This is a genomic window from Pannonibacter phragmitetus DSM 14782 (genome assembly GCF_000382365.1).
In the GTDB taxonomy this organism is placed as follows: domain Bacteria; phylum Pseudomonadota; class Alphaproteobacteria; order Rhizobiales; family Stappiaceae; genus Pannonibacter; species Pannonibacter phragmitetus.
On sequence record NZ_KB908232.1, the window covers coordinates 83,146 to 100,361 of the forward strand.

Sequence of the window (17,216 nt, forward strand, 5' to 3'; positions counted from 1 at the left end):
GTTCGGTGAGGCGGCGGCGATCATGTCAGCCGCCCCGCCCCGGCAGATTGACAGCCCTGGCTCCCCGAAAATCAGGCAAGCACGCCGAAATGCTGAAATTCGATACGGTCACGTCCACCGTTCTTGGCCTTGTAGAGCAGCAGGTCCGCAACTTCATACAACCGGTCATAGGCGACAGGCTCCCTGAAAGCGACGCCGCCGACGCTGACCGAAACTGCCGGAACTGGTGCCTGAAGCAGCTGCGCTGCCTCGCGCACGCTGCAACGGATCGCCTCGGCAATGCTCCGCGCATCATCAGCGGAGATTCCCGGAAGGAAAACACAGAACTCTTCGCCGCCGACCCGTCCGACCAGATCGGCTTTGCGTAAGGGGGAACTGATGGCGCGCGCGATCACCTTGAGAACGGTATCACCGGTCTGGTGGCCGAAAGTGTCGTTGATCGATTTGAAATGGTCCGCATCCACGATCAGCAAAGCGCCTTCAGAGGTCTGTTCCTGACGGCGCGCATCATCGAGATAGGCGGAAACCAGCATGGTAAAAGCGCCGCGATTGAGAACGGATGTCAGGCTGTCCCTTGTCGCCAGCGCCTCCAGCTCCTTCTCGCGCAACGCGGCCTGACGCAGCCGGTTGAACACGACAAAACAAAAGGGTCCCGTCGTCACGATGGGCATGACCAGAGCAATCGCCAGCGACCAGAAACGGTGCTCCGGCTCAAGGTCGGGCAGATTGTAGCTGTCCGCCATCACGGCCAGCAGCATGACACACAGCGTGATCAACCCCGTAAGCAGCCAGACACGCGAACGCCCGGTTGCAGACATATCGATCAATCTTCCTGTCACTGACGTGTTCCCATGATCTTGAAGTGGCGCCAGCGGCAAAGGCGCGCCAGCAGCAAGACGGCAGGATCGGGAAAAACAATAAAGAAGCAATGAAATCAGCAGTTAAACACTCACATGGCGCACAGAATATGCAGGCTCATTGATATTTTTGACAATAAAAACGCAAGCTTCGCTCATCCGATGGCTGCAACCACGGCTGCAATCAGGGCCACGGAGGCCGTGCCCCCCCGCAGCCTGACCGCTGATACCAACTCTCGATGAGCTTGACTCATCGAGAGTTGGTCAAGCCCGTGCGGCGCTTGAGCGTTCTCAAGGCGCGATGCGTCAGCATCGAAAGCCTTGATATTAGCGGGCGCGCTGGCCGAACAGAACTTTCTGCGCGTCCTTGTCGCCGGCCAGCGAAGCCTGCCGTTCGCGTTCCTCACGGCCAACCGCAAGCCCGCGCTGCACGGCGGGACGCTCTTCCAGCCGGGCTTTCCAGGCCTTCACATGGGGGAACTCCTCAAGGTCCATGCCCTGGTTCTTCCAGCCCTGCGCCCAGCCGATGATGGCCATGTCGGCGATGGTGTATTCATCTGCCGCAACGTAGTCATGCCCTTGCAGCTGCTTGTTGAGAACCCCATAAAGCCGGTGCGTCTCGTTGAGATAGCGGTCCATGGCATAGGGGATCTTTTCAGGCGCATAGATGCGGAAATGATGGTTCTGACCAAGCATCGGGCCAAAACCTCCCATCTGCCACATCAGCCACTGATCCACATCGGTACGCTTGCGCTCGTCTGCCGGATAGAACGCGCCGAACTTGCGGCCGAGATATTGCAGGATGGCGCCGGATTCAAACACGGAAATGGGCGCGCCGCCCGGGCCTTCCGGATCAACAATCGCCGGCATGCGGTTGTTCGGTGCAATGGCCAGAAACTCGGGGCGGAACTGCTCGCCCTTGCCGATATTGACGTATTTCACGTCGTAGGGAACGCCGAGCTCCTCCAGAAGGATCGAGATCTTCCAGCCGTTCGGCGTCGGCCAGTAATGCAGTTCGATGGGCGCAGTCTGGGTCACGGGCATCAGGGGCTCCAGTCTTGGGATCAGCTCGGGAGATCCGGTCAGGGGATCAGCGCGGGCAAATGCCCGCTCTCACCTGCCAAGCTAGGCCAGCCGCTCCCGCCCGGCAAGTCATGCGTCTGGGATACCGCCTTCGTAACGGGTCACCACAATCTCGTCAGACTTCAGCCGCGTGCGCGCAATGTCGAAGCTGTTCTGCATGCGCATCAGTGTCTCCATCGAAACACCGAAGGCCTTTTCAATACGCAACGCCATCTCAGGCGATAGCGCGGCACGCTCGTTCAGAAGGGCCGAAAGCGCCGGCCTTGTCACACCCAGCACCTTTGCCGCATCCGTTACCGACAGTTCCAGCGGCTCAGTGATTTCATGCTTCACAAACCCACCGGGATGCGCCGGTGTCTTCATGCGGATGCTCACTGTTGTACCTGTTCCTATTTCAACTGCCTCGGTCATCGCAGCACCTCAAAGCATCTTCTTGAACCCGAGATGGCTCTGCTCATAGCCTTCGCGCAGATAGAAGCGGTGGGCATCGAGGCGGATGCGGTTGGAGGTGAGCTGGATCAGGGCAGCGCCCCTCGCCCGCGCCAGAGCCTCGGCATGTTCCACCATCGCCTTGCCGATGCCTTGCCCTCGCATATCCGCCCGCGTATGGACGCTTTCAAGGCTCGCCCGGCCGCGCCCCCGAAAGGCAAGGCCCTTCTCGAAGATCAGCTGATAGGTGGCCAGAACCTCTTCGCCGCTTGCCCCGCCCAGCACCACATAGATGTCCGTTTCGGGAGCAGCCAGAACCGCATCGAAGGCAGCGCGATAGTCCTCCGGATCGCTGCTCTCATAGTCCTCCCTTGCGCCGACTGCACCGGCGTTGATGATGGCGAGAATATCCGCCAGATGCTCAGAGCGCGCCTTTTCGATACGAAATCCGTCCATCACCTTATCTCCACATGCAAACGCCCCGAACCATGGTCCGGGGCGTGAAAACTTCAAAAACCAGAGAGCACCGGTTACTCGATGCCGATCTTGGCCTTGAGCAGGTCGTTCACCGCCTGCGGATTGGCCTTGCCCTTGGATTCCTTCATCACCTGACCGACGAACCAGCCGAGCAGCGTCGGCTTTTCCTTGGCCTGGGCCACCTTGTCCGGGTTGGCGGCGATGATCTGGTCGACGACCGCCTCGATGGCGCCAAGGTCGGTCACCTGCTTCATGCCGCGCGCTTCCACGACAGCCGCCGGCTCGCCGCCCTCGGTCCAGATGATCTCGAACAGATCCTTGGCGATCTTGCCCGAAATCGTTCCTTCCTTGATCAGGTCGATGATACCGCCGAGCTGGCCGGCGTTCACCGGGCTCGTCTCGATGGTCAGGCCTTCCTTGTTGAGGCGCCCGAACAGTTCGTTGATCACCCAGTTTGCCGCCATCTTGGCATCGCGGCCCTTGGCAACGGATTCGAAGAAGTCTGCCGACACCTTCTCGGCCACCAGCACATCCGCGTCATAGGGCGTCAGGCCGTAATCCGCAACGAAGCGGGCCTTCTTATCGTCCGGCAGTTCCGGCAGGTGCTGGGCCAGCTCATCGACATAGGCCTGCGTGAACTCAAGAGGCAAGAGGTCCGGGTCCGGGAAATAGCGGTAGTCATGCGCCTCTTCCTTGGAGCGCATGGAGCGGGTCTCGCCCTTCACCGCATCATAGAGACGGGTTTCCTGATCGATGGAGCCGCCGTCTTCCAGAATGGCGATCTGGCGGCGGGCTTCATACTCGATGGCCTGACCGACAAAGCGGATGGAGTTGACGTTCTTGATCTCGCAGCGCGTGCCGAAGCCTTCGCCCGGACGGCGCACGGAGACGTTCACGTCGGCGCGCATGGAGCCCTGGTCCATGTTGCCGTCGCAGGTGCCCAGATACCGCAGGATGATGCGCAGCTTGGTGAGATAGGCCTTGGCCTCGTCCGCCGAGCGCAGGTCCGGCTTGGAGACGATTTCCATCAGCGCCACGCCGGAGCGGTTCAGATCGACGAAGGACATGGTCGGATGCTGGTCATGCAGCGACTTGCCCGCATCCTGTTCCAGATGCAGACGCTCGACGCCCACTTCCACGCGCTCGTCCGGCATGTCGAGGATGATGATGCCCTCGCCAACGATCGGCTGCTTGAACTGGGAAATCTGGTAGCCCTGCGGCAGATCCGGGTAGAAATAGTTCTTCCGGTCGAACACGGACTTCAGGTTGATCTGCGCCTTCAGGCCAAGGCCCGTGCGGATCGCCTGTGCCACGCATTCCTCGTTGATCACGGGCAGCATGCCGGGCATGGCCGCGTCAACGAGGCTGACATTCGCATTGGGATCATTGCCGAATTCCGTCGAGGCGCCCGAGAAGAGCTTGGCCTGGGAGGTCACTTGCGCATGGACTTCCATGCCGATCACGACTTCCCAGTCACCGGTGGCTCCCTTGATGAATTTTTTCGGATCGGGCTTGCGTGCCTCGACAATCGTCATCTGATCTCTAATCCTGTTCAAATTCCGGCGGGTTGCGCGTCTGCCGCACAGGCCTTTCCCGCCCGTTTCCGGAGGTCTGGCTGCGCCGGCGCACGCTCCTGTTGCCTAGACGGGATTTGCCCTGCCTGCAAGAGGGAGAGCCCGCCCGGCCGCTGGAAATTGCAGATGAAACCCGCCAGCCGTCAGCCGGGCGGATTGGGGGCCTTGCCTTTTCGCAGGATGAAGCTGATCAGCACCGCCACCGCCTGATAGAGTGCCTCGGGGATTTCCTCGTCCAGCTCCAGATGCGACAGGGCCTCGGCCAGCGGCGAGTTGGCCTCGACCGGCACCCCGGCCTCCCGGGCAATCTCGACGATCCGCTCGGCCACCGGCCCCATGCCCTTGGCCGAAACACGCGGGGCGCTGCGGTTGTCATAATGCAGGGCAATGGCGAGCTTGCGGGGCGGTTTTGCCAAAGTTTTTGCCGCCACTCCCTCCGTAGCGGGATCCGGCGTTTCGGTCTTCTTCATGAACTGCGGTCCAGCGGCAGAGGCGCAATGGCCGGAGCGGCTTCAGGCTTTGCCTTCAGGATGCGCAGATCCTCCAAGTCCAGCCCTTCATCGGCAAAAAGCGCCGCCAGCGTCTCCCGGCGGCTGAGGAAACCGGCCAGCGTTTCGTCCTCGGCAGCGCGCAGCGTGACATAGCTGCTGGTGCCGCGCAGGCCCGCCGCTGCCTCCACCAGCCCGCCTTCGGGCAGATCAAGGCTGAAGCGCACGCGCCATTCCGGTCCCTTGGGGTCGGCCGGCACATCAGGATTTTGCGGATCACGCGAGATCCTGAGGCTGAGGACCCGCGATTGGCCGTCGATCAGCACCGGCAGATCCAGCGACACATCCACGGGCCGCGCCGCCGGTGCACCTGAGGACGTTCCCGCTGGGGCAGCCCCTGCCGTGGCGCCCGAGACGGCACGGGCCTGCCCGGCCTGGGATTCCTGCGCGGCGCCCTTGCCTGCGGCCCGCGCCATGTCCCGGATCAGATATTCCGCCGCCATGCGCGAGACGGATTGCAGCCGCACGCGCTCGCCAACCTCTGCGCCGGTCTTTTGCGCCAGCGCCGCGGCAGTTTCCGGATCGAGACTGGACGGCATGCCCCCGCGGCCCGCCTGTGCCGCCCCCTTGCGGCCGGAGGGCAGCTGCGGCTGGGCGGCCAGAGCCTCATCGGCAAGGCCTGCCAGCCGCACCAAGAGCATGGTCAGGCCGTCCGTCTTTTGCGGCACATCGCCCTTGCGCTGCAGACCGGCCGCCATGGCGCCGGTGGCGGATGCGGCAAGCCCGAGAACTGCATCCACCGCAGCCTTCAGCCTTGCCGGATCGGACAGGCTGTCCGCATCCGCCTGCAAGCCCTTCAAGGCCTCGACAAGCTTCTGTCCGGCAGGCGGAAGCGCAGCCGTGTCCAGCTTGCCGGCACTGGCCATGAGCGCGGACAGCACCGTGCGAGCCTGCGCCGGTTCGGCAAGCGCCGCCTTAAGCGCCTGCGGGTCCAGCGCCCGCGCGGCTTCACCTGCCGCCGTCAAGGGCCCCGGCCCGCGCGCCAGAGCCTGAAGCTCCGCCTCCGTCTGCGCACCGGACAGGGAAGGCCGTGCGAGTGTGGCACCTGAACCGGCCGCAGCCGGCGCGGGCGAAGGCACAGACACAGGCCCCTGCATAGTGGTGCCGGAAGCCGGGCCAGAAGCGGGCAAGGAAGCAGGCGGGCCTGCGATCTGCGCTGGCGCAGTGGCTGTGGCTGAATTTGAGGCAGCGGTACCGGCATTTGCCGGGGATGACTGGCCAAGACCCGGCGCCATCTGAGGTGCCGCAGCAAGGCCAGATGCGGGAGCTGTAGCGGCCTGACCGGGAGCAGCCCCGGAAGGCACGGCCGCTCCGGCCGGCAGTCCGGCGGCGGACGGGACTGCGGGCTTTGCCGCACCAACTCCCTCCGCGCCCGTGCCGGTGGAGCCAGCTGCGGCAGCGGAGGATGGTGGCGCGGACGGCAAGGATGGAGCAGGCTGCGGACCGGCTGCCTGACCTTGGGCCAGACTCTGGGCCTGCCCCTGTGGCTGGGGCTGGGCTGGCACCGGGCTTGCTCCCGGATTGGCCGCCTGATTGGGTCCGGGCCCGGCCTGCTGGCCCACAGTCTGACCCAGTATCTGACCTGATATCTGGCCCTGCCCGGCAGAAGCTGAAGGAGCGGGCACCGTTCCTGCCGCTGGCACCTGTGCGGGAGATCCGGCAGCTCCACTTCCTGCGGCCTGCCCCGGGCCCGGCGCAGACGGTGCCATCCCCGAAGGTGCCGCACCTGCAACGGGTGCCTGAGCGGTTGGTTGAGCGCGCCCTGCCGTGTCCGTGACGGCAGGTGCTGGCGGCTGCAAGCCTGCTTGCGGCGAAGGCTGAACGCTCCCCTGTCCTCCTGCCGGAGCAGAGGCAGCAGCCTGCCCGCCCGCAGGCGTGCCGGGAGCCGCAGCCAAACCGGTTGCTGCAGCACTGGATACTGGAGAACCAGAAGCGGCAGAGCCGGATGCAGAGGCCGCAGGGCTCGGCCCAGACGTAGCCGCCGGAGCATTCGTATCGGCCTTCAACAGGACAAAGGTGGACAGATCGACATTTGCCAGCACAGGCCGGGCCTGGGCCGCTCCGGTCTGGAGGGCGGCTTGCGCGGGCGTGGCGCCGCCTGCAGCCTGATCCAGCGCAGCAGCGGATTTGAGCTGCTGGGCCTGAAGGCTTGCATCGGACGTTGCCTGACCGGGAGCAAGACCTGTGGCCGGGCTGGCGCCTGCCCCACCGTTTTGACCCGCATTCACCTGCGGCTGGCCGCGCCCCTGAAGCGCAGCTTCATCGGCACTCACCTGCAGCAGCATGGCGGGGGCAGGCTGCTTGACCTCGATCAGCACCGGCGTTCCGGCGGGCAGCGGCAGATCCGCCTTCACATCGAGCCGGGCAGAACCGACCGCGAGCCGCATCATGCCCTCAGGCGCGCCGCTCACCACCTGACCGCGCAACTGCGCACCGGCGGGCAGTGCCTCAAGCGCTGGACCCGCCGCCTGGGTGGGCGTCATCTGGCCGGTTGAAACCTGCGTCACGGCATGCGCCCTTCCCCGAACTTGCGCTCACTGACCCGCATATTGTTCGGCCTGGCTTGATCGGGGTCAAGGCGCAAAGCTGTTTGCCGGAGAAATATGAGCCAAATCCGGGGCTGCCCGGCAGGAGGAAGTTTCATGAGCTGGATGGACAGACTGAACGAACGTGCTGAACTGATGGGCCGCATGATGAGTGCCATCGGTGCCGTCAACAAGCCAAACGCGGGTTTCAGCGGCGCAAATGATCTGCGCGTAGCGGCCACCCGCTGCCTCAGCTGCGGCCACACCAAGCAATGCCGGGAGTGGCTGGATGCGCATCCGGAAGGTGCCGCCCATGCTCCTGCAATCTGCCCGAATGCCAATCTCTTCAAGGAATGGACCCGCTACGGCTGATCCACACCGCCGCTCAGAGTGCTGACATCAAGCCTTCTGCGCCTTGCGCCGGACGATAAGGTGCACCACCAGAGCCAGAATGCCGCCGCCGGCAAACCGGAAGGGAAAGGCGGCGAGCGGGCCTGCCTGCGCTGCGAACTGAGGCAGCCCGATGGAGCGCAGCAGCGCGTCAGCCATCAGCGAAAACACCGCTGCGGCAAAGGCCGCGATGATGATCTGACGCCGCTGGGCCGCAAAATAGCCCATGACGGCGCCGATCACGAGCGCGATCGGATTGAGAAGTCCGGCGAATTCGAAAAGATCCGCCCACATGGCTGAAACATCAATCATGCGCGCACTCTAGCCCGCGATCGCTCCGCTGGCGAGCCTTTGCAGGGCCTGCGCGGCGTTTTCACACAGGCGGGGTGACCGCTCATATCCTGGAAAGCAAAAAAGGCGCGGGAGCTGCCCCCGCGCCTTGACTGTCAAACACTCACTGCCTGGCTCAGACCGCCTGCGCTGCCTTGGCCGCGAGCGGCGTCGTGGGCGCATTGGCGCCAGCTTCCAGTGTGCGCTCAAGATCGGCAATCACCGGCTCAGGGTTCATCTCGAAAGGCGTGACGAACAGTCGGAGCCGGCGGAAAGCCTGCCCCACCATTACGGATGACGTGAGGAAGACCAGAAGCGGTGCCAGCACCAGCGGCAGGGCAATCGGCATCAGCCAGAATTGCAGGTCCGGTGTGTAGTTATAGGCGAAGACCATGGCGGCAGCACCACCGATGGTCATCCACCATGTCGCCTTGATGCTGTCCCAGAAGGACATGGAGCCATCGGCGCGGTCAGCCGCAGGCCAGCCGGAATCGGCCCCGAGCAGGATCTGCAAAACGGACCGGCTCTGGAACATCATGTGTACCGGCGCCAGCATCGAGGTGAAGACAAGCTCGAGAAACGCCGTCAGGGTCACACAGATGGCGCCGCCGAAGTTGCGGGAATCCCGCCGCACCAGCGCCCGCACCAGCAGGATGGCCTTGGGCAGGATCAGAAGCGCCACCACGCCGAACAGCAGCGCCAGAGCCGTGGTCGTCTCCGGATGCGGGAACACCGGGAATGGCGAGGACGCATCGAAATAGACCGGCGGCGGCGCGAACAGCGGCGCGGCAAGGCTGGCGATGATGAAGATCAGCCAGATCGGCGAGGACAGATAGGCGAAGATCCCCTGCAGGATCGAGATGCGGCTCCACAGGCGGAAGCGCGGCGCGATCAGCAGCCGGGCGTGCTGCAGGTTGCCCTGGCACCACCGCCGGTCACGCTTGGCATAGGCCACGATATTGGCCGGAGCCTCCTCATAGGAGCCTTCCAGATCCGGGTCGACGCGCACGGTCCAGCCGTCACGGGCCAGCATCGCCGCTTCCACCGTGTCGTGGCTGAGAATATGCCCGCCGAACGGCGGCTTGCCGGTAAGCGCGCCCATGCCGCAGCTTTCGGCAAAGGCCCGCACGCGGATGAGTGCGTTATGGCCCCAGAACGGCCCCTCAGAGCCCTGCAGCGCTGCCACACCGCGGGTGAAGACCGGGGAATAGAAGGCGGCCGAGAACTGCAGCATCCGGCCAAACAGGGTGCTGAGACCAATGACCTGCGGCAGGGCCTGCAGCAGCGCGAGCTTCGGCTCAGCCTCCATGCGGCGTACCATCTCGATGATGGTTTCGCCGCGCATCAGACTGTCGGCATCCAGCACCAGCATGTAGGAATAGGCGCCGCCCGAAGTGCGGATAAAATCCGCGATATTGCCGGCCTTGCGGCCCACATTCGGGCTGCGGTTGCGGTAATAGAGATGCCCGCCCGCCTTCAGGCTGATCAGTGCCGAACGGTAGGCCTCGTTCTCGGCAGCCACACTGGGCGCCTTTGTCGAATCCGACAGCACATGCACATCGAAAAGATCGATGTAGCCGGCAGCCTCGATGGAGCGGTACATGGCCGCAATCCGGGCAAAAACGGGACCGGTGTCTTCATTGTAGACCGGCACCAGAATGGCTGTCCGCCCGGTCGGACGGCCCTGCACGGCATGCACCTGCGGCGGCGTGAAAAGCACACCCAGCAGCGCCGTACAAGCGCCCCAGGCCAGCCAGAATGCGGTGATGACAATCAGCGTAATACGCAGAACGTCAACCCAGTCAAACCCGTCCGACTGAACCACCGTGCCAAACATGGAAGCGGCGGCAACCGTCAGGGTCGCCGCCAGCACGAAAGCTCCAATACGCCGGATTGCCACCGCGAGGCGGCTTTCCCCCGACCCTATCATGGATGTCAGCCCTCACCCACCGGCGGCTGAGCACCGAAAAGGCTGCGGAAACCAGCAGCCGAACGCAGGCGGGCCGGAACGAAATATCCCTGCAGGTCATGCTCGGGCATGGCCAGAGCGACCTGCGGCTGCGGCAGAGCCATGCAGGAGGCAACCAGACGCAGCGTCGCCGCATCCCGGTCAGCCTGCGCAAGCAGATCTTCCGCCGTCCGGTCCAATCCAAGCACCGCAAGCGTCTCGGTTACCGCCTGCAAAAGCACGGCATCCTCGACGTCCGCCCGGCCGGTATGGGTGCTGACAAACTCCAAACCAGCTGAAACCGCTGACACTTCCGCATCTGCGGTAAAGTCCGTTTCAATCGACATAGAAGCCTCCAGGTCTCCCATGACAACCCCATTCAAACCGTTTTGTTCCATTGGTACATCCAGGTCTCTGTCACTGCCTTGCCATTCAAGGACAGGGACAAGCTCATTTCGGACGGCTGGTTCGCATCTTCCCTGTAAAGGTCGAAGATGAAACGCCAGTGCCCCGGCTGCAGTTGCTGAAGCTGCGGGTTACGCACCTCCGCATTCTGAGCCCAAAGTTTCGGTTCAAGCGCCGCATCGCCGCCAATCGACAGCAGCGGTCCGCCCTTGAATTCGACGACGAATTTGCGCAGCGCACTGTCGTAATCCGAGGCCGCGCTGCCGCCGTGGCCGGTGCGGGTATCGGTGATCTGCGCAAGCTCCGTGCCCGGCTCCGGTTCGCGGCCCCAATACATGCGGTAGCGGAAGCGCAGCTCGGCACCGGCCTTCGCAGGCTCCGAGGGGATCCAGAATGCCGCAATGTTGTCGTGAATTTCCTTCTGGGAAGGAATTTCCGCCAGCATCACGTGGCCCTTGCCCCAGTCATCCAGCGGCTCGATCCACAAGGACGGACGGCGCTCGTATTTGGCTTCCGTGTCCTGATAGTTTTCGAAATTGCGGTCCCGCTGAATCAGCCCGAAACCCTGAGGCTTCTCGGCCGAAAAGAAGGACAAGGCCAGGTGGCGCGGGTTGACCAGCGGCCGCCACTGCCGCTCGCCGGACGCCTGAAGGATAAGCAAACCATCGCTGTCATGAACTTCGGGGCGGAAATCATCGAACCCCAGCCGGTCATTCTCGCCGTACAGATACATGGACGTCAGCGGCGCAATGCCCAGACGGTCCACGTCGCCGCGCAGGAAAATACGCGCATCCACCTCGACCTCGGTATTGATGCCCGGCGTTACCACGAAGGCATAGCCCCCCGTCACCCGCTCGCTCTCCAGCTCAGCCCAGATCTTGAGGCTGTTCTGCCCCGGCTGCGGCCGCTCGATGAAGAAACGCGTGAAGCGCGGAAACTCTTCCGGACGCCCGGCAGCCGTATCAATGGCCAGACCGCGCGCCGACAGGCCGTAGATCGACCCCTTGCCGAGGGCACGGAAATAGCTGGAGCCCAGGAAAGCGATCAACTCGTCCTTGTACTCGGGACGGTTAAGCGGATAGTGCAGCCGGAAACCGGCGACGCCGGGAAGATCCTGGCCTTCGAAGTCAGATGCATTGAGCGGCTCACGGTATTCGAAATCCGCGCCTGTGAAATGCAGCTCACGCAGGTTCGGCCCGTCGACCTCATAGATCTGGACCGGCGTGCTGTAGAGCCCGCCCGGGGGAAAGGCCTGCATTTCATAATTCACACCCGCATCACGCCAGACCGCCTTGTCCGGACGGAAACGGATGGCGCGGTACTGGTCGTAATCAAGCGTGGCGAAACGCTCCGGCAGCTCTGCAGCGCTTTCCTGATAGGCTTCGCGCGCCTTCTGGCGCATCTGCTCGACCATGGCATCAAAGGAAAAGGCGGGAGCTGCAGGGGCGGCTGCACCGCTATCCTGCGCAAACGCAACGCCCGGCGTCAGCCCCAGAGCACCTGCGAGGGAACCGAGACACAGCGAACTGGTCACAAGAAACTTGCGTCGATCGATCACGTCAATTGCCCGAGGAGAGTGGGTCACCAGCGATGCAGGAAGGCCTTGGATGTCGCACACGACACAAAGCGTTGCAACAATAATATGAGATACTTAGGCCTCTCGTCCATCAAAATGCTGCAATGCGGCACCTTTTACCTCACGTTTTCTGAACACCTCACAAAACAGGAATACCAAACCCTTAATCCGGTCTTCCTTGGCATCCTTTTAGAAACGAAATGCGGCAGTAATTCGCAGAACGCAAAATAGGCTTCATTGCTCGTTAACAATCAAGGCAACGCGGGCGCCAATGGCCATTGAAGCGGTCAGCCCGGGCGATTCGATCCCGAGAAGATTCACAAGACCGGCGATTTCGTGGCCAGCCTCAGTTTCGATGAGGAAATCTGCAGCAGCCTCTCCTTCACCTGTCAGTTTGGGGCGAATACCTGCATAGTCAGGCAGCAGAGCTTCACCGGGCAAATCCGGCCAATAGCGCCGGATCGCGGCATAAAATCCATCCGCCCGGGCCGGATCGACCGTGTAGTCCTCCTCCGTGACCCATTCCACATCCGGTCCGAAGCGCCCCTGCCCTGCCAGATCGAGCGTCAGATGCACGCCAAGGCCGCCCGGCTCCGGCACCGGATAGATCAGACGCGAGAACGGCGGGCGGGCGGACAGGCGGAAATAGTTGCCCTTGGCCATGTGGAAAGGCCGCTGCGGATAGCCGTCCAGCGTTGACAGCAGCCGCATTGCGGAAAGGCCGGCGCTGACCACGAGATGACGGCAGGACAGCCGGTAACCCTCCGGCCCCTCCATCAGCAAATCGAAGCCGCCACTGCTGCGGTGATGGATTGCGGCCACACAGCTGTGCAGCACCATCTGCCCGCCCTGCGAGGTGATGTCTCCCTCCAGTGCCTGCATGTAGCCGTGACTGTCGAGAATGCCGGTGGACGGTGACAGGAGCGCAGCCTCGCAGGCCAGCGCCGGCTCCAGCGCCTGCGCCTCAGCCCTCGTCAGAAACGCAAGGTCATGAACGCCATTGGCAGCAGCGCGGGCGGCAATGCTTTCCAGTTCCGCCACCTGCTCTTCAGAGGTTGCAACGATCAGCTTGCCGCAGCGCCGGTGGCCGATGCCGCGCGCCGCGCAATAGGCATAGAGCCGCTCCTTGCCTTCCACGCAAAGTTCGGCCTTCAGGCTGCCTTTCGGGTAATAGATCCCTGCGTGAATGACTTCGGAATTGCGGGCGCTTGTCTCCGAGCCGATCAGCCCATGGCGCTCCAGCACCATGACCTCGCGCCCGCTTTCGGTCAAAGCACGGGCGGCGGCCAGCCCTACGGCACCCGCTCCGATGACAACAGCATCCACGTCAAACACGGCCTTCTCCAGCAACGGCAGGAATAAATCCGGCAGAAAGGCTGGCAGAAGACCGCGCTCAACTCACAGCGTCAAGCCGAAAGGGCATCCAGATTGCCACCGAAAGCGGCATCAATCTGAGACCAGGGGGAGAAGATGCCATAGGTTCCTGGTTTGACTGTCTGCGTGCTCGCGGTCACATCCGTGTTGGAGCAGGACCCGACATTGATGCCGCAGAATGTGACATCGGTGCTCGTGCCCACCTGCGTGTAGACCGGACCGCCGCTGTCCCCCTCTTCGGAGGCATAGGACGCCAGAACCTGATTGGTCAGGGTCTGCGGCTCGTCATATTCGCCCACGGCGAAGGTGACGCTGACGCCGGTGGCAACCACCTGGCCCTCCTGCGGGGCCTCGTTGTTCATGCCCAGCATCTTCACACCAAGGCCGGGCACGATCACGTCATCCCCCGCAACACCCGTCACGCGCAAATAGGGCCCGGCAGCCGTCCAGATCTCTCCCTTGGTGACGGCGGCGGCGTCAGTCTTGGCAACGAAGGCAGCATCGCAGCTGCCGTTCTTCCAGCTGGTGATCACCTGAACCTTGCCGATGTTGTCCTGCGGTACCTTGCTGTTCTGATAGACGGTCGTGTTCGTCTTGCTGACCACATGCCCGGAGACGAGGACCCCGTGCTTGAGCGTGATGGATCCATCATCATAACTGCAGCCGATGCAGATGGTGCCTGTGAACTCCTGATAGCTGCGGTTCACCACCATCTGGATCCCGCCCACGACCGGGCGGATGCGGTCCTGATTGGACATGTGCCGGCGTGCCGTGAAGGGCTGAAGCCGCAGCGGCAGACCGCAGGTGAGATGGCGCAGATGCGCAAAGGTCTCCTCGGACGGACCTTCCCTGAAATCGAGCCCGGCCGTGAGGACGCCGGTTTCCCAGTCCACATAGGCCAGCGTCAGCGGCAGGTGGCCTTGGCCACGGGTCTGCATGGCGGCCGTCACGGCGCCATGCGCCTGCATCAGATAGTCTTCGATCATCGCCGTCTCTCTCAAGATGCTCCCTATCCCTTAGGAGGAGACGCATCCATGGGGGCTGGCGTGAAAGACGGACGGCAACACAGCCGGGACTCACCGCAGGGCTTTCGCGCAGGCCTCTACGGCTTAGACGGGCCGGACCTTGCCCGAGGCTTGCAGCATGCAGACACATATGAAGTGCCAGCAGCATTCGTCATGCCACGACTTGATCGTGGCATCCATACCGTTCCCTGAAAGCAAATAATGGAAAGCCCTTCAGCGCAATAATAAAGAAACATACCCGAGAAAATGGATGCGGGTGAGCATCGGAATGAATGCCATGATCAAGTCATGGCATGACGGAGCTTATTTTTATTACTGAGAAAAACAAGCTCCACCGTCACTCATTCGCAAAAACAAACCCGCCGGGTTTCCCCGGCGGGTCTGAAATCTTAGCCTGACAGCGCCAGACTTATGTTACCACCAGCGGGCCGGGGTGAAGCGGCCGGCGGCCTTTTCGATCACGGCACCAGCCTGGAACAGGGTTTCCTCGCCGAAGGGGCGGCCGATCAGCTGCAGGCCGAGCGGCAGGCCGGTGGAGGACAGGCCCGCAGGCACGGAGAGGCCCGGCAGGCCGGCCATGTTCACCGTCACCGTGAAGATGTCGTTGAGATACATGGCGACCGGATCGGAGAACTCGCCCGGCGCAAAGGCGGCATCCGGGGTTGCCGGGGTCAGGATGGCATCGACGCCTGCTTCAAAGGCCAGATCGAAGTCGCGTTTGATCAGCGTCCGCACCTTCTGGGCCTTGAGGTAATAGGCGTCGTAATAGCCGGCCGACAGCACATAGGTGCCGATGAGGATGCGGCGCTGCACTTCCTTGCCGAAGCCTGCGGCGCGGGTGTTCTCGTACATCTCGACGATGTCCTTGCCCGGCACGCGCAGGCCGTAGCGCACGCCGTCATAACGGGCAAGGTTCGAGGAGGCTTCCGCCGGGGCGACGATGTAATAGGCCGGAAGGGCATATTTCGTGTGCGGCAGGGAGATGTCGACGATCTCGGCACCGGCTTCCTTCAGCCAGACGATGCCCTGCTGCCAGAGAGCCTCCACTTCCGCCGGCATGCCTTCGACACGGTATTCACGCGGAATGCCGATGCGCAGGCCCTTCACGGACTTTCCGATCGCGGCCTCGTAGTCCGGGACCGGCAGATCGACGGAGGTGGTGTCCTTCGGATCAACGGAGGCCATGGACTTCAGCAGGATGGCGCAGTCTTCCACCGTCTTGGCGATGGGGCCGGCCTGATCCAGCGACGAGGCATAGGCGATGATGCCCCAGCGCGAGCAGCGGCCATAGGTCGGCTTGATGCCGACAGTACCAGTGAGCGCGGCAGGCTGGCGGATGGAGCCACCCGTGTCGGTCGCCGTCGCACCAAGGCACAGGCTCGCCGCAACGGCTGCCGCCGAACCGCCGGAGGAACCGCCCGGCACCAGTGCCTGGGTGGAGCCGGTCTTGCGCCAGGGGTTGACCACATTGCCGTAGTAGGAGGACTCGTTGGACGAACCCATGGCGAATTCGTCCATGTTCAGCTTGCCCAGCATCACCGCGCCATCGGCCCACAGGTTGGACGTGACGGTGGATTCGTAAGTCGGCTTGAAGCCGTCCAGAACATGCGAGCAGGCCTGCGTGTGGTCACCCTTGGTGGCGAACAGGTCCTTGATGCCCAGCGGCAGGCCTTCCAGCGCGCCGCCTTCGCCCTTTGACAGCTTCTCATCCGATGCCTTGGCCATGGCACGGGCCTTGTCCGCCGTCACGGCGACATAGGCGTTGATTGCGCCGTTGGAGCCCTCGATGGAGGAAAGGAAGGCATCCGTCAGCTCGGCGGAGGTGAAGTCCTTGTTGCGCAGGCCGCGGCGGGCTTCGGCAAGGGTCTGATTGGTCAGATCGGTCATGATGTTATGTCCTTGCCCGGCTTATTCGACGACTTTGGGAACCATGAAGAAGTTGTCTTCGGTGGCCGGCGCATTGGCCACCACGTCGGCGGCATAGCCGCCATCGGTCACGCCATCGGCGCGCTTCTTCATCGTCTGCGCCACCACGGAGGTCAGCGGCTCGACGCCCTCGATGTTCACCTCGTCCAGCTGCTCGACGAACTGGAGAATGGAATTCAGCTCGCCGGTCATGCGCTCGGCATCCGCATCGCTCACCTTCAGGCGGGCAAGACGCGCAACGCGCTTCACCGTATTGATATCGACAGACATGGCGCTTCCTCGTGCCGGATGGTCTCATGGAGACAGATGCCCCCTTATTCCGCTGCGTTTGTCCAAAGGCAAGGGGGGCAGGGAGTTGAGGAAGGAGGCCGGATGATTTACGGTATGGATGGATACCGGAACTGAACTGTAGTTGCTGCAGCACTCCGCAGTGAAGCCTCTGATCTATGCTGCGGCTTCTCCGCCCCTCTCCCCCCTTGAGGGGGAGATGTCTGCGCCAGCAGACAGAGGGGGGTGCCAGCGCCCCGGCACGGTACAGGCTTCCGGTTCTTTCGAGACGCTGCATCCCCCCCTCTGCCCCCTGACGGGGGCATCTCCCCCTCAAGGCAGGGCTATCGCATATGGCTTATGAGCGATGTTAGGAAGTCCTCGTCCCATCCAGCCTTTTTGATTTTCCGCCTGATTGAGGCCTTGTCAGGATGGGAGCGGATGACGTTGAGGGCGATTTTTCGCAGGAGGGCGATGTTCTG

General features: G+C 63.0%; 17 protein-coding genes and 1 pseudogene. 2 read left to right on the top strand and 16 right to left on the bottom strand.

Translation table 11 applies throughout. From position 1 onward, the window contains the following. Positions 1-71: 71 nt before the first annotated feature. The 7 genes from H163_RS0119265 to fliK form a co-directional block, all read right to left on the bottom strand. Positions 72-818, bottom strand: coding sequence for a GGDEF domain-containing protein (locus H163_RS0119265; RefSeq protein ID WP_040679256.1), 747 nt, complete (start codon positions 816-818; stop codon positions 72-74). 366 nt (positions 819-1,184) lie between these two features. Then, complete coding sequence (locus H163_RS0119270; RefSeq protein WP_019966260.1) at positions 1,185-1,901, bottom strand: glutathione S-transferase N-terminal domain-containing protein; 717 nt, start codon at positions 1,899-1,901, stop codon at positions 1,185-1,187. Between the two features lie 108 nt (positions 1,902-2,009). Beyond that, positions 2,010-2,351 (bottom strand): HigA family addiction module antitoxin, encoded by a 342-nt coding sequence (locus H163_RS0119275; protein ID WP_051105432.1) that lies wholly within the window; start codon positions 2,349-2,351, stop codon positions 2,010-2,012. Positions 2,352-2,360: 9 nt separating this feature from the next. Further along, on the bottom strand, positions 2,361-2,825 hold the full coding sequence (locus tag H163_RS0119280) for a GNAT family N-acetyltransferase (protein WP_019966262.1): 465 nt from the start codon (positions 2,823-2,825) through the stop codon (positions 2,361-2,363). Between the two features lie 74 nt (positions 2,826-2,899). Further along, the gene (gene gatB / locus H163_RS0119285; protein WP_019966263.1) at positions 2,900-4,381 is read right to left on the bottom strand and encodes an Asp-tRNA(Asn)/Glu-tRNA(Gln) amidotransferase subunit GatB; all 1,482 of its coding nucleotides are present in this window, start codon (positions 4,379-4,381) and stop codon (positions 2,900-2,902) included. A gap of 182 nt (positions 4,382-4,563) precedes the next feature. Then, positions 4,564-4,890 carry an EscU/YscU/HrcU family type III secretion system export apparatus switch protein gene (locus tag H163_RS0119290; protein WP_019966264.1) on the bottom strand — a complete coding sequence of 109 codons (327 nt, stop codon included), beginning with the start codon at positions 4,888-4,890 and terminating at the stop codon, positions 4,564-4,566. Further along, on the bottom strand, positions 4,887-6,053 hold the full coding sequence (gene fliK / locus H163_RS0119295; RefSeq protein WP_155975139.1) for a flagellar hook-length control protein FliK: 1,167 nt from the start codon (positions 6,051-6,053) through the stop codon (positions 4,887-4,889). Before fliK ends, H163_RS0119290 begins: the two co-directional genes overlap by 4 nt. Before the next feature lie 993 nt (positions 6,054-7,046). Here fliK and H163_RS0119310 point away from each other — a divergent pair. Next, positions 7,047-7,463, top strand: a complete 417-nt coding sequence (locus H163_RS0119310; protein ID WP_019966267.1) for a hypothetical protein — start codon at positions 7,047-7,049, stop codon at positions 7,461-7,463. 147 nt (positions 7,464-7,610) lie between these two features. Continuing rightward, on the top strand, positions 7,611-7,865 hold the full coding sequence (locus H163_RS0119315) for a DUF6455 family protein (RefSeq protein WP_026356072.1): 255 nt from the start codon (positions 7,611-7,613) through the stop codon (positions 7,863-7,865). A 27-nt stretch (positions 7,866-7,892) separates the two neighbouring features. Here the strand turns inward: H163_RS0119315 and H163_RS0119320 are convergent, their stop codons facing one another. From H163_RS0119320 to H163_RS24465, 9 genes and pseudogenes are all read right to left on the bottom strand, one after another. After that, the gene (locus H163_RS0119320) at positions 7,893-8,195 is read right to left on the bottom strand and encodes a hypothetical protein (protein WP_026356073.1); all 303 of its coding nucleotides are present in this window, start codon (positions 8,193-8,195) and stop codon (positions 7,893-7,895) included. Between the two features lie 154 nt (positions 8,196-8,349). Continuing rightward, on the bottom strand, positions 8,350-10,143 hold the full coding sequence (gene mdoH / locus H163_RS0119325) for a glucans biosynthesis glucosyltransferase MdoH (protein ID WP_019966270.1): 1,794 nt from the start codon (positions 10,141-10,143) through the stop codon (positions 8,350-8,352). Between the two features lie 5 nt (positions 10,144-10,148). Then, a complete protein-coding gene (locus H163_RS0119330) occupies positions 10,149-10,508 on the bottom strand; it encodes a hypothetical protein (protein WP_019966271.1) in 360 nt (119 codons plus the stop codon). Positions 10,509-10,540: 32 nt separating this feature from the next. Further along, positions 10,541-12,124, bottom strand: coding sequence for an OpgD/OpgG family glucan biosynthesis protein (locus H163_RS0119335; RefSeq protein ID WP_026356074.1), 1,584 nt, complete (start codon positions 12,122-12,124; stop codon positions 10,541-10,543). 252 nt (positions 12,125-12,376) lie between these two features. Beyond that, positions 12,377-13,477 (bottom strand): NAD(P)/FAD-dependent oxidoreductase, encoded by a 1,101-nt coding sequence (locus H163_RS0119340; protein WP_026356075.1) that lies wholly within the window; start codon positions 13,475-13,477, stop codon positions 12,377-12,379. A gap of 71 nt (positions 13,478-13,548) precedes the next feature. Beyond that, on the bottom strand, positions 13,549-14,502 hold the full coding sequence (locus tag H163_RS0119345; RefSeq protein ID WP_019966274.1) for a chymotrypsin family serine protease: 954 nt from the start codon (positions 14,500-14,502) through the stop codon (positions 13,549-13,551). A 453-nt stretch (positions 14,503-14,955) separates the two neighbouring features. After that, on the bottom strand, positions 14,956-16,428 hold the full coding sequence (gene gatA / locus H163_RS0119350) for an Asp-tRNA(Asn)/Glu-tRNA(Gln) amidotransferase subunit GatA (protein WP_019966276.1): 1,473 nt from the start codon (positions 16,426-16,428) through the stop codon (positions 14,956-14,958). A 21-nt stretch (positions 16,429-16,449) separates the two neighbouring features. Beyond that, positions 16,450-16,737: an Asp-tRNA(Asn)/Glu-tRNA(Gln) amidotransferase subunit GatC gene (gene gatC / locus H163_RS0119355; protein WP_019966277.1), complete on the bottom strand. Its 288-nt coding sequence runs from the start codon at positions 16,735-16,737 to the stop codon at positions 16,450-16,452. Between the two features lie 341 nt (positions 16,738-17,078). Beyond that, positions 17,079-17,216 (bottom strand): annotated as a pseudogene (locus H163_RS24465) (ISAs1 family transposase); the annotation flags it as partial.

What these genes read in the sequence shown, in the direction of transcription:
- H163_RS0119265 (WP_040679256.1), bottom strand. Translation starts at nt 818, where the DNA reads ATGTCTGCAACCGGGCGTTCGCGTGTCTGGCTGCTTACGGGGTTGATC.
- H163_RS0119270 (WP_019966260.1), bottom strand. Translation starts at nt 1,901, where the DNA reads ATGCCCGTGACCCAGACTGCGCCCATCGAACTGCATTACTGGCCGACG.
- H163_RS0119275 (WP_051105432.1), bottom strand. Translation starts at nt 2,351, where the DNA reads ATGACCGAGGCAGTTGAAATAGGAACAGGTACAACAGTGAGCATCCGC.
- H163_RS0119280 (WP_019966262.1), bottom strand. Translation starts at nt 2,825, where the DNA reads ATGGACGGATTTCGTATCGAAAAGGCGCGCTCTGAGCATCTGGCGGAT.
- gatB (WP_019966263.1), bottom strand. Translation starts at nt 4,381, where the DNA reads ATGACGATTGTCGAGGCACGCAAGCCCGATCCGAAAAAATTCATCAAG.
- H163_RS0119290 (WP_019966264.1), bottom strand. Translation starts at nt 4,890, where the DNA reads ATGAAGAAGACCGAAACGCCGGATCCCGCTACGGAGGGAGTGGCGGCA.
- H163_RS0119315 (WP_026356072.1), top strand. Translation starts at nt 7,611, where the DNA reads ATGAGCTGGATGGACAGACTGAACGAACGTGCTGAACTGATGGGCCGC.
- H163_RS0119320 (WP_026356073.1), bottom strand. Translation starts at nt 8,195, where the DNA reads ATGATTGATGTTTCAGCCATGTGGGCGGATCTTTTCGAATTCGCCGGA.
- mdoH (WP_019966270.1), bottom strand. Translation starts at nt 10,143, where the DNA reads ATGATAGGGTCGGGGGAAAGCCGCCTCGCGGTGGCAATCCGGCGTATT.
- H163_RS0119330 (WP_019966271.1), bottom strand. Translation starts at nt 10,508, where the DNA reads ATGTCGATTGAAACGGACTTTACCGCAGATGCGGAAGTGTCAGCGGTT.
- H163_RS0119345 (WP_019966274.1), bottom strand. Translation starts at nt 14,502, where the DNA reads ATGATCGAAGACTATCTGATGCAGGCGCATGGCGCCGTGACGGCCGCC.
- gatA (WP_019966276.1), bottom strand. Translation starts at nt 16,428, where the DNA reads ATGACCGATCTGACCAATCAGACCCTTGCCGAAGCCCGCCGCGGCCTG.
- gatC (WP_019966277.1), bottom strand. Translation starts at nt 16,737, where the DNA reads ATGTCTGTCGATATCAATACGGTGAAGCGCGTTGCGCGTCTTGCCCGC.